Annotated in this window: 13 protein-coding genes; 10 read left to right on the forward strand and 3 right to left on the reverse strand. The window is 64.7% G+C overall.

The genetic code is table 11. The annotated features are described in order from the left end of the window. Window positions 1-7: 7 nt before the first annotated feature. From ACNFIA_RS03325 to ACNFIA_RS03340, 4 genes are all read left to right on the forward strand, one after another. Entirely contained in the window at window positions 8-433 is a 426-nt protein-coding gene (locus ACNFIA_RS03325) for a F0F1 ATP synthase subunit epsilon (RefSeq protein ID WP_017518837.1), read from the forward strand. Window positions 434-547: 114 nt separating this feature from the next. Beyond that, window positions 548-1,915 carry a bifunctional UDP-N-acetylglucosamine diphosphorylase/glucosamine-1-phosphate N-acetyltransferase GlmU gene (gene glmU, locus ACNFIA_RS03330; protein WP_416782858.1) on the forward strand — a complete coding sequence of 456 codons (1,368 nt, stop codon included), beginning with the start codon at window positions 548-550 and terminating at the stop codon, window positions 1,913-1,915. Between the two features lie 119 nt (window positions 1,916-2,034). Then, window positions 2,035-2,622 carry a MarC family protein gene (locus ACNFIA_RS03335; protein WP_017518835.1) on the forward strand — a complete coding sequence of 196 codons (588 nt, stop codon included), beginning with the start codon at window positions 2,035-2,037 and terminating at the stop codon, window positions 2,620-2,622. Window positions 2,623-2,635: 13 nt separating this feature from the next. Continuing rightward, window positions 2,636-3,418, forward strand: a complete 783-nt coding sequence (locus ACNFIA_RS03340) for an N-acetylmuramoyl-L-alanine amidase (protein ID WP_416782859.1) — start codon at window positions 2,636-2,638, stop codon at window positions 3,416-3,418. Here the strand turns inward: ACNFIA_RS03340 and ACNFIA_RS03345 are convergent. Next, complete coding sequence (locus ACNFIA_RS03345; protein WP_416782860.1) at window positions 3,415-5,208, reverse strand: KinB sensor domain-containing domain; 1,794 nt, start codon at window positions 5,206-5,208, stop codon at window positions 3,415-3,417. The two genes, ACNFIA_RS03340 and ACNFIA_RS03345, sit on opposite strands and share 4 nt — an antisense overlap. Further along, window positions 5,205-6,551 carry a sigma-54-dependent response regulator transcription factor AlgB gene (algB, locus tag ACNFIA_RS03350; protein ID WP_416782861.1) on the reverse strand — a complete coding sequence of 449 codons (1,347 nt, stop codon included), beginning with the start codon at window positions 6,549-6,551 and terminating at the stop codon, window positions 5,205-5,207. Before algB ends, ACNFIA_RS03345 begins: the two co-directional genes overlap by 4 nt. A 231-nt stretch (window positions 6,552-6,782) precedes the next feature. Between algB and ACNFIA_RS03355 the strand changes: the two genes are divergently transcribed. The 5 genes from ACNFIA_RS03355 (at window position 6,783) to ACNFIA_RS03375 (ending at window position 9,537) form a co-directional block, all read left to right on the forward strand. Continuing rightward, a complete protein-coding gene (locus tag ACNFIA_RS03355) occupies window positions 6,783-7,637 on the forward strand; it encodes a BON domain-containing protein (RefSeq protein ID WP_416782862.1) in 855 nt (284 codons plus the stop codon). A 30-nt stretch (window positions 7,638-7,667) separates the two neighbouring features. After that, entirely contained in the window at window positions 7,668-8,102 is a 435-nt protein-coding gene (locus ACNFIA_RS03360; RefSeq protein ID WP_416782863.1) for a ferritin-like domain-containing protein, read from the forward strand. A gap of 277 nt (window positions 8,103-8,379) precedes the next feature. Further along, window positions 8,380-8,706, forward strand: coding sequence for a hypothetical protein (locus ACNFIA_RS03365; protein ID WP_416782864.1), 327 nt, complete (start codon window positions 8,380-8,382; stop codon window positions 8,704-8,706). A 158-nt stretch (window positions 8,707-8,864) separates the two neighbouring features. Next, complete coding sequence (locus ACNFIA_RS03370; RefSeq protein ID WP_081519001.1) at window positions 8,865-9,026, forward strand: DUF1328 domain-containing protein; 162 nt, start codon at window positions 8,865-8,867, stop codon at window positions 9,024-9,026. A 40-nt stretch (window positions 9,027-9,066) separates the two neighbouring features. Then, a complete protein-coding gene (locus ACNFIA_RS03375; RefSeq protein WP_416782865.1) occupies window positions 9,067-9,537 on the forward strand; it encodes an inhibitor of vertebrate lysozyme family protein in 471 nt (156 codons plus the stop codon). Window positions 9,538-9,758: 221 nt separating this feature from the next. Here ACNFIA_RS03375 and ACNFIA_RS03380 read toward each other — a convergent pair whose 3' ends face one another. Next, window positions 9,759-10,418 (reverse strand): DUF3313 domain-containing protein, encoded by a 660-nt coding sequence (locus tag ACNFIA_RS03380; protein ID WP_416782866.1) that lies wholly within the window; start codon window positions 10,416-10,418, stop codon window positions 9,759-9,761. 678 nt (window positions 10,419-11,096) lie between these two features. Between ACNFIA_RS03380 and gltP the strand changes: the two genes are divergently transcribed. Further along, window positions 11,097-12,446, forward strand: a complete 1,350-nt coding sequence (gltP, locus tag ACNFIA_RS03385; RefSeq protein ID WP_259758276.1) for a glutamate/aspartate:proton symporter GltP — start codon at window positions 11,097-11,099, stop codon at window positions 12,444-12,446. Window positions 12,447-12,481 lie beyond the last annotated feature (35 nt).

The following is a 12,481-nucleotide window of genomic DNA, read 5'->3' on the forward strand; positions in this document are numbered from 1 at the left end:
CAAGGGTATGGCTATTACAGTCCACTGCGACATCGTCAGCGCCGAAGCGGAGATCTTCTCCGGTCTGGTCGAGCTGGTCGTAGCGCACGGCTCCCTGGGCGATCTGGGTATCGCTCCGGGCCACGCGCCGCTGATCACCGAGCTCAAGCCGGGTCCGATCCGCCTGGTGAAGCAGGGTGGCGAGCAGGAGGTGTACTACATCTCCGGTGGCTTCCTCGAAGTACAGCCGAACATGGTCAAGGTTCTCGCCGACACCGTGATTCGCGCAGGTGACCTCGACGAAGCGGCTGCCCAGACCGCACTGAAGGAAGCTGAGAAGGCTCTGCAAGGTAAAGGTGCAGAGTTCGACTACAGCTCCGCCGCAGCCCGCCTGGCCGAAGCCGCAGCGCAACTGCGCACGGTCCAGCAGGTTCGCAAGAAGTACGGCGGCTAAGCTGGCGCGAAGCCCCTCGGGCTTTAGCGACAAATGGGAAAAGGGTAGCCTTGGCTACCCTTTTTCTTTTTATACACTTGGTCTTTTTCCGCTCACCAGGACGGTCCCTCACTCATGTCCCTCGAAATCGTCATCCTCGCCGCAGGCCAGGGCACCCGTATGCGCTCGGCCCTGCCGAAAGTCCTGCATCCGGTCGCTGGCAAACCGATGCTCGCCCATGTGATCGATACCGCCCGCGGCCTCGGCCCGTCGCGCATCCATGTGGTGATTGGCCATGGCGCCGACCGGGTGCGTGAGCGCCTGCAGGCGGATGACCTGAATTTCGTGATCCAGGAACAGCAACTGGGCACCGGCCACGCCGTGGCGCAGGCCGCGCCGTTCCTGAGTGCAGACAACGTGCTGATCCTCTACGGCGACGTGCCGCTGATCGAGCAACCGACCCTCGAGCGCCTGATGGCGCAGGCCACTCCGGAACAGTTGGCGCTGCTGACCGTCGAACTGGACGATCCCACTGGCTACGGCCGCATCATCCGGGACGGCGCGGGCGAGGTTCAGGCCATCGTCGAGCAGAAGGATGCCACTGCCGAGCAGCGTGCCATCCGCGAGGGCAACACCGGCATCCTCGCCGCACCGCGTGAGCGCCTGCTGGGCTGGCTGTCGCGCCTGTCCAATTCCAATGCCCAGGGCGAGTACTACCTCACCGATGTGATCGCCATGGCCGTGGGCGATGGCCTGCGCGTGGCCACCGCACAACCGCAGGTGGCGATGGAGACCCAGGGCGCCAACGACCGCCTGCAGCTTTCCGAGCTGGAGCGCTTCTTCCAGCTGCGCGTGGCGCGTCGGCTGATGGCCCAGGGCGTCACCCTGATCGATCCGGCGCGCTTCGACGTGCGCGGCGAGGTCAGCGTCGGCCGCGACGTGACCATCGACGTCAACGTCATCCTCGAAGGCCAGGTGGAAATCGAGGACGACGTGCAGATCGGTCCGAACTGCTACATCAAGGACAGCACCCTGCGCCGCGGCGCCATCATCAAGGCCAACTCGCACCTGGAAGGCGCCCATGTCGGCCCGGACAGCGACGTCGGCCCCTTCGCCCGCCTGCGTCCGGGCAGCGTGCTGGAGCGCAAGGTGCATGTGGGTAACTTCGTCGAGCTGAAGAACGCCCACCTGCAGGACGGCGTGAAGGTCGGCCACCTGACCTACCTGGGCGACAGCGAAGTCGGTGCGCGCACCAACATCGGCGCCGGTACCATCACCTGCAACTACGATGGCGCGAACAAGTGGCGCACCACCATCGGCGAAGACGTCTTCATCGGCTCCAACAACTCCCTGGTGGCCCCTGTGGATATCGGAGCCGGCGCCACGACTGGCGCGGGTTCGACCATCACCGCCGAGGTGCCGGCCGGCACCCTGGGCGTCGGGCGCGCTAAGCAGCGGGTGATCGAAGGCTGGAAGCGTCCGGAGAAAATCAAGAAATCCTGATGGCTGCGCCCGAGTCCTGTGGGTAAGTTGTTATCCACAGGGCAGTGTACGTTCCCCGTTATTCACAGGCCGCCGCGCGACACGTGTGGCGCCTCGTTCTCGCTGGAGTTTTCCCGGTCATGCTTGGCGTCGCCATCCTGATCTTTCTGATCACCGACCCGTTCGGCAACATCGCGGTATTCCTGGCCGCCCTCAAGTCCGTCCCCGCCGAACGCCGTCTGAAAGTGGCACTGCGTGAGCTGCTGTTCGCCCTGGGCCTGTTGCTGCTGTTCCTCACCCTGGGTGAGCACATCCTCACCGGCCTGGGCCTGTCCAAGGAAGCCACCGGGATCGCCGGCGGCATCATCCTGTTCGTCGTCGCCATGCGCCTGATCTTCCCCACGCCCCAAGGCGTGCTCGGCGACATGCCGGACAACGAGCCGCTGTTCGTGCCGTTGGCCACCCCGGCGGTGGCGGGGCCGTCGGCGCTGGCGATGCTGATCACCCTGCGCAGCACCTACACTGGTCCCTTGTGGGAGCTGTACCTGGCGGTGATCCTGGCCTGGGCGGCCACTGCCTTCATCCTCATGCAGGCGGCGTTCCTCCAGCGCTTCCTCGGCCCGCGCGGGCTGATGGCGGTGGAGCGGCTGGCCGGCATGCTGCTGATCATGCTCAGCGTGAACATGCTCCTGCAGAACGTGCGCAGCTTCCTGCACATCGCCGCCTGATCCGAGAATTGCCATGATGTTGCGCGTCCTGACCTTCGCCTCCCTCGCCACCTTGCTCGCCGGCTGCGCCGACCAGGGCCTGCAGATCGATCGCGAGTACGTGTCGAGGAACCAGGACAGCCGTATCCAGTACGTCATCGTCCACTACACCTCGGCCAACCTGCCGCGCTCGCTGGCGCTCCTGACCCACGGCGAAGTGAGTGCGCACTACCTGATCGGCGACAACCCGGCGACCATCTACCAGCTGGTGGACGAAAACCGCCGCGCCTGGCACGCCGGCTCCAGCGAATGGCAGGGGCGCACCTGGCTGAATTCCACGTCGATCGGCATCGAGCTGGTGAACCCTGGCTACCGGGATACCCCGAGCGGGAAGATCTGGTACCCCTACCCGGATGCGCAGATCGACGCATTGATCGCCTTGCTCAAGGACATCACCCGCCGCCAGGGCATCACCCCGGAGCATATCCTCGGCCACAGCGACATCGCCCCGCAGCGCAAGGTCGACCCGGGGCCCTTGTTTCCATGGAAGAAGTTGGCGGATGCCGGCCTGATTCCCTGGCCCAAGCCGGGCGAATTGGCGCGTCGCCTGGCTGAACTGAACGGCCAGTTGCCGCCGCCGAGCTGGTTCCAGCAGCAGCTCGCGCGCCATGGCTACGCGGTGCCGCTCAATGGCGCGATGGATGAGGAAACCCGCAACGTGATCGCGGCCTTCCAGATGCGCTTCCGCCCGGAACGCTTCGATGGCGAGCCGGACCTGGAAACCGCCGCGCTGCTGCTGGCCGTACCGACCTCTTAAACCGGCAGCAGCAGATAGAAGCGCGAGCCCTTGCCCTGCTGCGAACGCAGGGCGATACGGCCGCCATGCAGCTGGACGATTTCGCGGCACAGTGCCAGGCCAAGCCCGACCCCGCCCTTCTTGCGGCCGACCTGCACGAAGGGCTCGAAGATGCGCCCCTGCTGGCTGAGCGGGATACCGTCGCCGCTGTCTTCCACGGCAATCGCCACGCGCTCCTCCTGGCAGCGCGCCTGCAGCCGAATGGTGCCGCCCTCGGGGGTATGGCGCAGCGCGTTGCCGATCAGGTTATCCAGCACCCGCTCGATCTGCGTGCGGTCGATGTTGATCGGCGGCAGGTCGTCGGCGATCTCCAGATCCAGCTCGATGCGCTTTTCCGCGGCAGCGCTGGCGTAGCGCGCGTGTGCCTGGCGCAACAGGTCGCCGACGTCGCGCAACTGCAGATCCAGCTTTTGGGTGCCGCTCTGGTAGCGGGAGAAATTCAACAGGTCGTTGATCAGCCTTACCAGCCGGTGCATCTCCTCGTCGACGGTGCGCACCAGGTCGCGCTCACGGGATTCCTCGGGGAATTTCAGGCGCTCGGCGAGCAGCCCGAAGGCCATGTGCATGCCGGTCATCGGGGTGCGCAGCTCATGGGAGGCGCGCAGCACGAAGTCGTTGCGCACCCGCTCGAAGGCGCGCTGCTCGGTGACGTCGCGCACCACCATCACCGCGCCGATATTGCGCCCGTCGTCATGGCTCACCGGCGACATGCCCCAGGTCAGCAAGCGGCTTTCGCCGCCCACTTCCACCACCAGGTCCTGCGGGGTTTCATCCAGCAGGTTGCCGCTGAGCACGCGCTGGACCGCCTGGGTCAGCGCCGGATTGCTCAGCATGGCGCCCAACTCCTGGCCCTGCGGATCACCGTGGGCGAACAGCTGGCGGGTAGCGACCGGGTTGGCGTGTTCGATGCGGCCGTGGCGGTCGAGGATCACCAGGCCGTCATCGATGCTGTCGAGCACCGCCAGCAGGCGCTTGCGCCCGGAACCCAGCGCCTCGGTATTACTGGCGCGGTAAAGGCGCAAGGCTTCCGCCATCAGGCCGAAGCGACGGCTCAGGGAGGACATCTCGGCCACGGAGGAGACCGGCAGGGTCACGTCGAATTCGCCCTGGCCGATCTTGTCCGCAGCCTTGGCCAGCGTCTCGATGGGCGCCCCGAAGCGCCGCGCGATGCTGTGTGCGGTGAAGAAGCCGACCAGCAGGATGGCGATGCCGATCAGCCCGAGCAGCCCACTGATCCACAGCGAGCGATCCCGCGTGGAGCGTTCGGCCACGCTGATGTTGTTGATGGCGGCCTGGTGCATCGCCATCAGGCGGTTGCGCAGGACGTCGAGGGTGCGGCTGAGGTCGCTGTCGGCGAGCAATTCCGGACGGCCCGGGCCGGGCGTGTCGGTGGCCTCGATGAACAGGCGATGCGCATCGGCGATTTCCGTCAGCGCCTGGCGGTCGCTGGTGTTGCGGGCCAGCGTGCGCCCGCGCTCCAGCGCCTGGGCGAAGTGCGTCCGCGCCAGCTCGAGGTGTTCCGGGCTCGGCCGTGCGCTGAGTACTTGTACCAGCTCGTCGCCCAGCGCCTGGCGCAGGCGCTGGCTGACTTCGATGGCGTCGAAGTTGCGCTGGATCAGCTGGGCCTGCTCGCGGCCGTTCAGTATCACGCTGAACAAGCCGAGCAGCAGCCCCAGCAACGCTACCGTGATGAGCGCCGAGATGCTCAGGAACAACCTCGTGCGCAGCGTCATGGGAACGGGCAGCTTCACAGACTGTACTGCTTGCGCTTGCGATAGAGCGTGGACGCGTCGATGCCCAGCGTCTTCGCCGCCTGGTCCAGGGTGGCGCTGGAGGCCATGACTGCGGCGATGTGGGCCTTCTCCAGTTCCTCCAGGCTCATGGCCTCGCCGATACGGGGCGCGGAATTGGTGGTCTGTTCACCGATGGCGAGCTGTTCGACGCCGATCAGCTCGAAATTGCAGATGATGCTTGCGCGTTCGATTACGTTACGCAGCTCGCGAACGTTCCCCGGCCAGTTGTAGCGGCGCAGCAGCGCGCGGGCCTCGTCGGTGAAGCCGCGGGCGGGGCGGCCGTAATCCTTTACGAACCGGGCCAGGAAGCGTTCGGCCAGGCCGATGATGTCCTCGGCGCGTTCGCGCAGCGGCGGCAGGTTCAGCACGATGACGTTCAGGCGGTAGAGCAGGTCTTCGCGGAAGGTGCCCTGGGCGACCATGCTGGCGAGGTCGCGGTTGGTTGCCGCCAGGATGCGCACATCGGCATTGCGGGTCACCGGGTCGCCGATGCGCTCGTATTCCTTGTCCTGGATGAAGCGCAGCAATTTAGGTTGCAACGTGAGGGGAAAGTCGCCGATTTCGTCGAGGAACAGCGTGCCGCCATCCGCTTGGCTGATACGCCCCAGGGTGTTTTCGGTGGCGCCGGTGAAGGCGCCGCGGCTGTGGCCGAACAGCTCGCTTTCCATCAGTTCGGCGGACAGCGACGGGCAGTTGATGGTCACGCAGGATTTCTTCGCCCGTTTGCTCCAGCCGTGGATGGCTCGCGCCAGCTCGCCCTTGCCGGAGCCGGACTCGCCGAGGATGAGAATATTGGCGTCGGTGGCGGCGACCTGGCGGGCCGTCTCCAGTACGGCGGCCATGGCCGGGCTGTGGGATTCCAGCACGTCGCCCTGTTTGCGCATCTCGCCTTCCAGCGCCTCGATGCGCGCGGTCAGCTGGCGCACTTCCAGTTGCTTGGCGGCGGCCAGGCGCAGCTGGTCGGGGCTGCAGGGCTTCACCAGGTAATCGGCGGCGCCGGCCTGCATGGCATCCACCGCGGTATCCACCGCCGAGTGCGCGGTGACGATCACCACGCGCATCCACGGTGCCTGCACGCGCATCTGCGTCAGCACATCCAGGCCGTTGTCATCGCCCAGGCGCAGGTCCAGGAAGCACAGGTCGAACACCTGGCGCTGCAGCAGGTTCTCCGCCTGCTGGGCGCTGCTGGCGGTGGCCACGCTGTAGCCCTCGTCCTCCAGGCAGTAGCGGAACGAGCGCAGGATGGCGGACTCGTCATCGACCAGCAGGATCCGGCCTTGCTGTTCAGGCGTTGCGTCCATTCAGCGTTTTCCTCGTTGTTGAGATTCGTTGTTGTAAAGGGTGCGATTTTTCTTAGTCCAGGGTTTTTCGTGCAAGTTGCAAGAATCTTTTTTCCCTGTCGGGCAGGGTGCACAGTCCGGGCCTTTGGTAGGACCCTCCAACACACTGAATTACAAGAATTTTATCCACAAAAATGCACTGGCACGGCGCTTGCGGATCCAATGTCGCACCATCGTTTGACGGAGAACGCCATGCCCAATCCGAAGATCCTTGTCCTGGCCCTGAGTTCCACCCTTCTTGCGTGGCAGCCCCTGGTGGGCCATGCGGCCGAGTCCGGGCTCAGTGCGCAGTTGGCCGAAGCGCGCCAGGAGGGTTCGATCTGGACGGCCCTGAACCTCAACCGCGAACTCAAGCCCTACGCGATCAAGGTGGATGTGGAAAACGGCCGTGCGCAGCTGAGCGGCGCGGTGGCCAGCGAAGAACAGAAGGCGCTGGCCGGGCAGATCGCCGCCAGCGTCGAAGGCATCACCGCTGTGGATAACCAGCTGGGAGTGGACGCCTCCCTGGCTGATGGGCGCAAAGCGGACGCTGCCCAGGAACCGGGCGTGGTGCAGCAATGGGACGACGCCACGCTGGCGGCAAAGGTGAAATCCAAGCTCCTGCTGGAAAAGCGCGGCGAAGGGCTGGATATCAAGGTCACCAGCAAGGCTGGCGCCGTCACGCTCGACGGCACCGTGGGCAGTCAGCAGGCCAGCGAACAGGCCGAGCACCTGGCGGCGCAAACAGAGGGCGTCACGGCGGTGAACAACCGCCTGAAGGTCGACCCCGACGCCGCCACCACCCAGCAATTCCAGAAGTCGGTCGGCGATGCCCAGGCTGCCGTCAGCGATGCCTGGATCACCAGCCAGATCAAGGCCGGAATTCTGTCCGCCCATGCGCTGCAGGGCCTGTCCATCGGGGTTTCCACCCGCGATGGGGTGGTCACGCTCAGCGGGCAGGTACCCAGCGCCGACGAGCGCCAGCAATTGATCGACTCCGCTCGCAACACCCGTGGTGTGCGTGAGGTAGACGCCACCGCGCTGAAGGTGGCCGGCCAGGCTGCCTGATTCCTCCGCCCTTCCTCAGGAGTACTCCCCATGACCCGCACGACCAGTCAGCTCAACGAACTCATCGAGATCACCCGCGACGGCCAGCGTTTCTATCAGCACGCCATCCAGGAAGTGAAGGATGCCCGGCTGCAGCGGCTGTTCCAGTCCATGGCACAGGCCAAGACCGATGTGATCAACGCCCTCGCCGGCAAGGTCGCCGCCAACCACGAGGAGCCCGCCAGCGGCGGCACCTTGCTGGGCAAGCTGCGCCAGGTCTACGCCGACACCCGTGCGACGCTGGCCAGCGACGAAGGCGCCACCTATGTCGCCCAACTGGAAGAAACCGAGGACCGCCTCCTCCACGCCTTCGAGGAGGCGCTGCAGAACGGCACGCCGGAAACCCAGGCCCTGCTGCGCGCCGAGTTGCCCAAGGTACGTGCGTGCCACGACCAGATGAGTGAGCTGAAGCATTCCCTCAAGTGACGCAGTTCACACCGGCGCAGGGAGGCGCCGACAGTGGGTATTGCAAAACGCACGACGCATCCTGAGCCATCGTGCAGGATGCTGGGTAGAGGGGCCTTGTTAATAGATTTAACGTGTTGATTTATAAGGGAAAAATTGATCTGGAAAGACTGGCATGCGGCGTGCAATTCCTACTGCAGACAGTCACTCAAACCACCCGCGACGACGCGAACCGAAAGACCCGAGGAAACGGCCTCACGGTTCTGCAAACCCATCGATGACGGGCAGGAGAAGCAGGATGAACAGCGGAACCAACAGCCAAGTGCAAGTCGCGCGTCACGATGTGTGGAGCCGGATCTTTTTCGCTGGTGCCCTGCTGCTGTTGCTGATCAACCAGGTGCAACTGCAGATGCAGGTGTCCGAGGCCAAGGCGGCTTCCAGCGCCCCGGTCGCCTATGTGCCGACCGCTTCCAGCGCACCTGGCCTGTACCGCGAAGCCTCGCGTTATCCACAGGCTGCTCCCGCTCGTAACTCCGCACCGGTGCTGCAGGCACCGCAGGCGCAAACCCAGGCCCAGGTCGAGGCACAGCCCCTGGCACGGACCCAGCGCGGCTGGGTGTTCTGAACGTTTTCATGAATCGCTGGCAGGCCATTGGCATGCCCGATACGTCCGCAGTGCCCGGAAGCGCCCGGGCGGACATTTCTTCCGGAAACGCCACGTGATGGCGCCGGAGCAGGTACCCGAAGCGGTGCCGAACCGACAACGAAAAGAGGAGAGACCCCATGCTTAGCTGGGCACTGACATTCCTGATCATCGCCATCATCGCCGCGGTCCTGGGCTTCGGTGGCATCGCCGGCGCCGCCACCAGCATCGCCAAGATCCTGTTCGTGATCTTCCTGGTGCTGTTCATCGTGTCCTTCGTCATGGGCCGCCGCCGGGGGTGACGCCCATCGAACCGGTCGAGGTTGAACAAGGAGCGTAGCGATGAGTTTTACCCGCACTCTGCTGCTGTCGGCCGTTCTGCTCGGCGCCGGGGCCCAGGCCCTGGCCGCCGAGGCGGACAAGGACGCGCAGTACCGCCTGAACGAACTGGTCGCCAGTGATCCGCAGTACCGCGATACCTGGCAATCAGTGATCAAGGACGAGAGCCGCCTGCCGGACTGGGTGATGAACCTCAGCGGCACCGCAACGCCGATGCAGGCGGTGGACGAGCAGGGCGACAAGTATCTGGTCGGCCAGTTGTGCGAAGCGCACAACTGTGCGGCCCAACGGTTGTACGTGGCCTTTACCTGGGACAAGGACAAGGCCTACGCGCTGTACGTGAAGGTTCCGCAGAACCTTCCGGCGGACAAGTCGCCGAGCAAGCACGCCAGTTTCCGCTGGCTGGGCGAGCCGGACGATTCGGTGAAACGGATCCTCGACGATCAGCTCAAGAGTGATCCGAACTGGTATTGAGCGGCACAAGGTTCAGAGATTCGCGTAGCCAGAAGGCTCACGCACGGCCAGGGGGCCGGGATGTTCGGGATGCGTCAGGTCCTGAATGACCCAGGGGTACAGGGGGTACCTCCGCATACAGCGGGCCGGGCCAGGCAAAGCCTCCGGAACCGGCGCGGGATGTCCGCGCCGGCTCCGGAGCGCTTCATCTCCTGCGGCGTTTCACTGCGCCGCGCCGTGGATCACGGCTTGAAGTTGGCCGCGTCGCGCGCCCAGCCATCGAGCACCGGTTTCAGATCGGCCAGGCTCAGGTGGGTGCTGGTGTTCTCCAGCGTCTGGCCCGCGCCCTTGCGCACCACCTTGGCGACCGGCTTGCTGGTCGCGCCATCCAGCGCTTCCATCTCCACGTAGACCTCGGTGTCCTGGTCCCGGGTGCCCATGGCCGTGGTGGTGGCCGCGACCACCAGCGCAATCGGGATCACCTCGTAGGCTTTCAGACCCTCGGTGGAAATGTTCACCCCGGTGATGGCGGTGCGCAGCACCAGCGTGTCGCGATCCGCCTGCTGGACGATGCGGTAGCGGCTGCCCAGTTGCTGTTCGACCTGCTTCTTCAGGTAGTCGGGGATTTCGCTGAGGGTCTTCTGATCGATGTTCTCGTTCGGCTTGGGCGGCGGATAGTAGACCGGCCGTTCGACCAGCACCGAACTGTAGTTCTGCAGTTTCAGGTTCGGGTCGACCCAGCGCAGCACCGGCTGGCCACTGGGGGACGTGGCAGGCTGGAGTTGCGAGTAGTCGCCGAGGAAGCCCGAGTATTGCGAGGCGTCCGGTTTCTGGCTGGAGCAGCCGGCCAGCGCCAGGGCGCCGGCGAAGAGCAGGGTGGGTACTACGTAGCGTCGCGTCATGGAGCGTCCTTATTCAGAGTGTCACCGCGTTGTGCTTTCACCACATTGAACAACCCATTGCTTACCCGGCTGTCGCGGCGGCCGCAGGGTATCCGCACGCTCGCTCGAAGCCGGTCGAACTTCATTGCTGTCAGTCAATTCGGAGTGTTGTGGAAACGTCTTACAATCATCTGCCGATTCTCGTCGGCCCAAAGACGGGGCCCACGGGAAGCAGCTACTGCCACAATGAAGAGCGCAATCCGGCGACTTATCCACAAGCGCGCCCGCATTGCCGCCAGCCTTTGACGTCGAAGGGCCCTTCGCTCGCCCCCGGCCATCCCCCACGGTCCCCCGTGCGACCGTACATCCGGTAATACAAAGCCGAGACCCTCGCGTACCCGGCTTGCCGACCGATTCATTCGCGCCAGTGATGGCCGTTTTGCATCAAGCCTAGCCGGCTTTGCAGAGCCCTGCGTGACAGGCGTCGAGGAACCTGTGGCATGCAGAAAATCAAGGGTCTTCGGACCTGGAACCAAGGTTTCAGATGCCTTTTCCTATGCCGATTGTGCATGGGGTAGGCGTTTCCGGCATTAGACGGAGGAGGGGTGGGTCGGAATCATGCGCCCCTTTTTTCGCCGGCCGTCGGCATCCCGATGGCTCGGCGACCCCGACTTCCACAAGAATCAAGGGTGACTCACTATGGGCAAAGCCAAGCTCAGCCTCGCCTGGCAGATCCTCATCGGCCTGGTACTCGGAATTGCACTGGGCGCCGCGCTCAACCATTTCAGCGCGGAAAAGGCCTGGTGGATCAGCAACATCCTCCAGCCGGCGGGCGATATCTTCATCCGCCTGATCAAGATGATCGTCGTACCGATCGTGATTTCCTCGCTCATCGTCGGCATCGCCGGCATGGGTGACGCGAAGAAGCTCGGCCGCATCGGCCTGAAGACCATCATCTACTTCGAAATCATCACCACCGTCGCCATCGTCGTCGGCCTGCTGCTGGCGAACGTCTTCCAGCCCGGCGCCGGCATCGACATGAGCACCCTGGGCACTGTGGATATCTCCCAGTACGCGCAGACCGCCAAGGAAGTCGAGCACCACCACGCGTTCATCGAGACTATCCTCAACCTGATCCCGTCGAACATATTCGCGGCCATGGCCCGCGGCGAGATGCTGCCGATCATCTTCTTCTCGGTGATGTTCGGCCTGGGCCTGTCCTCGCTGCCGGCGCCGACCCGCGAGCCGCTGGTGAAAATGTTCCAGGGCGTGGCCGAAGCCATGTTCCGCGTCACCCACATGATCATGCGCTACGCCCCCATCGGCGTCTTCGCGCTGATCGCGGTGACCGTCGCCAACTTCGGCTTCGCCTCGCTGCTGCCCCTGGCCAAGCTGGTGGTGCTGGTGTACTTCGCCATCGCCTTCTTCGCCTTCATGGTGCTGGGCCTGGCCGCGCGCCTGTTCGGCTTCTCCATCATCAAGCTGATGCGCATCTTCAAGGACGAGCTGGTCCTGGCTTACTCCACCGCCAGTTCCGAGACCGTGCTGCCGCGCATCATCGAGAAGATGGAAGCCTATGGCGCGCCCAAGGCGGTGAGCAGCTTCGTGGTGCCCACCGGCTACTCGTTCAACCTCGATGGCTCGACCCTGTACCAGAGCATCGCGGCGATCTTCATCGCCCAGCTCTATGGCATTGACCTGTCCATCGGCCAGCAGCTGATGCTGGTGCTGACCCTGATGGTCACTTCCAAGGGCATCGCCGGCGTACCGGGCGTTTCCTTCGTGGTGCTGCTGGCGACCCTGGGCAGCGTCGGCATTCCGCTGGAAGGCCTGGCCTTCATCGCCGGCGTCGACCGCATCATGGACATGGCGCGCACCGCGCTGAACGTGATCGGCAATGCCCTCGCGGTGCTGGTCATCGCCAAGTGGGAAGGCGTGTACGACGCGCAGAAGGGCGCCCGTTACTGGGACGCCATGCGCAACGGCAGCGTCGAGGAACTGCTGGAAGGGGAAAGCGTGGACGGCAAGCACAGCCCTGCCGCCCACTGACCCGACAGGGTTATCAACAAGGCCCCGGCAGTGTC

It is taken from the genome of Pseudomonas sp. NY15437, assembly GCF_048068435.1.
Lineage (GTDB): Bacteria > Pseudomonadota > Gammaproteobacteria > Pseudomonadales > Pseudomonadaceae > Pseudomonas > Pseudomonas nitroreducens_B.

Excerpts from the sequence above, each read along its gene's own strand:
- ACNFIA_RS03325 (WP_017518837.1), top strand. The coding sequence starts at position 8 with ATGGCTATTACAGTCCACTGCGACATCGTCAGCGCCGAAGCGGAGATC.
- glmU (WP_416782858.1), top strand. The coding sequence starts at position 548 with ATGTCCCTCGAAATCGTCATCCTCGCCGCAGGCCAGGGCACCCGTATG.
- ACNFIA_RS03335 (WP_017518835.1), top strand. The coding sequence starts at position 2,035 with ATGCTTGGCGTCGCCATCCTGATCTTTCTGATCACCGACCCGTTCGGC.
- ACNFIA_RS03340 (WP_416782859.1), top strand. The coding sequence starts at position 2,636 with ATGATGTTGCGCGTCCTGACCTTCGCCTCCCTCGCCACCTTGCTCGCC.
- algB (WP_416782861.1), bottom strand. The coding sequence starts at position 6,551 with ATGGACGCAACGCCTGAACAGCAAGGCCGGATCCTGCTGGTCGATGAC.
- ACNFIA_RS03355 (WP_416782862.1), top strand. The coding sequence starts at position 6,783 with ATGCCCAATCCGAAGATCCTTGTCCTGGCCCTGAGTTCCACCCTTCTT.
- ACNFIA_RS03360 (WP_416782863.1), top strand. The coding sequence starts at position 7,668 with ATGACCCGCACGACCAGTCAGCTCAACGAACTCATCGAGATCACCCGC.
- ACNFIA_RS03365 (WP_416782864.1), top strand. The coding sequence starts at position 8,380 with ATGAACAGCGGAACCAACAGCCAAGTGCAAGTCGCGCGTCACGATGTG.
- ACNFIA_RS03370 (WP_081519001.1), top strand. The coding sequence starts at position 8,865 with ATGCTTAGCTGGGCACTGACATTCCTGATCATCGCCATCATCGCCGCG.
- ACNFIA_RS03375 (WP_416782865.1), top strand. The coding sequence starts at position 9,067 with ATGAGTTTTACCCGCACTCTGCTGCTGTCGGCCGTTCTGCTCGGCGCC.
- ACNFIA_RS03380 (WP_416782866.1), bottom strand. The coding sequence starts at position 10,418 with ATGACGCGACGCTACGTAGTACCCACCCTGCTCTTCGCCGGCGCCCTG.
- gltP (WP_259758276.1), top strand. The coding sequence starts at position 11,097 with ATGGGCAAAGCCAAGCTCAGCCTCGCCTGGCAGATCCTCATCGGCCTG.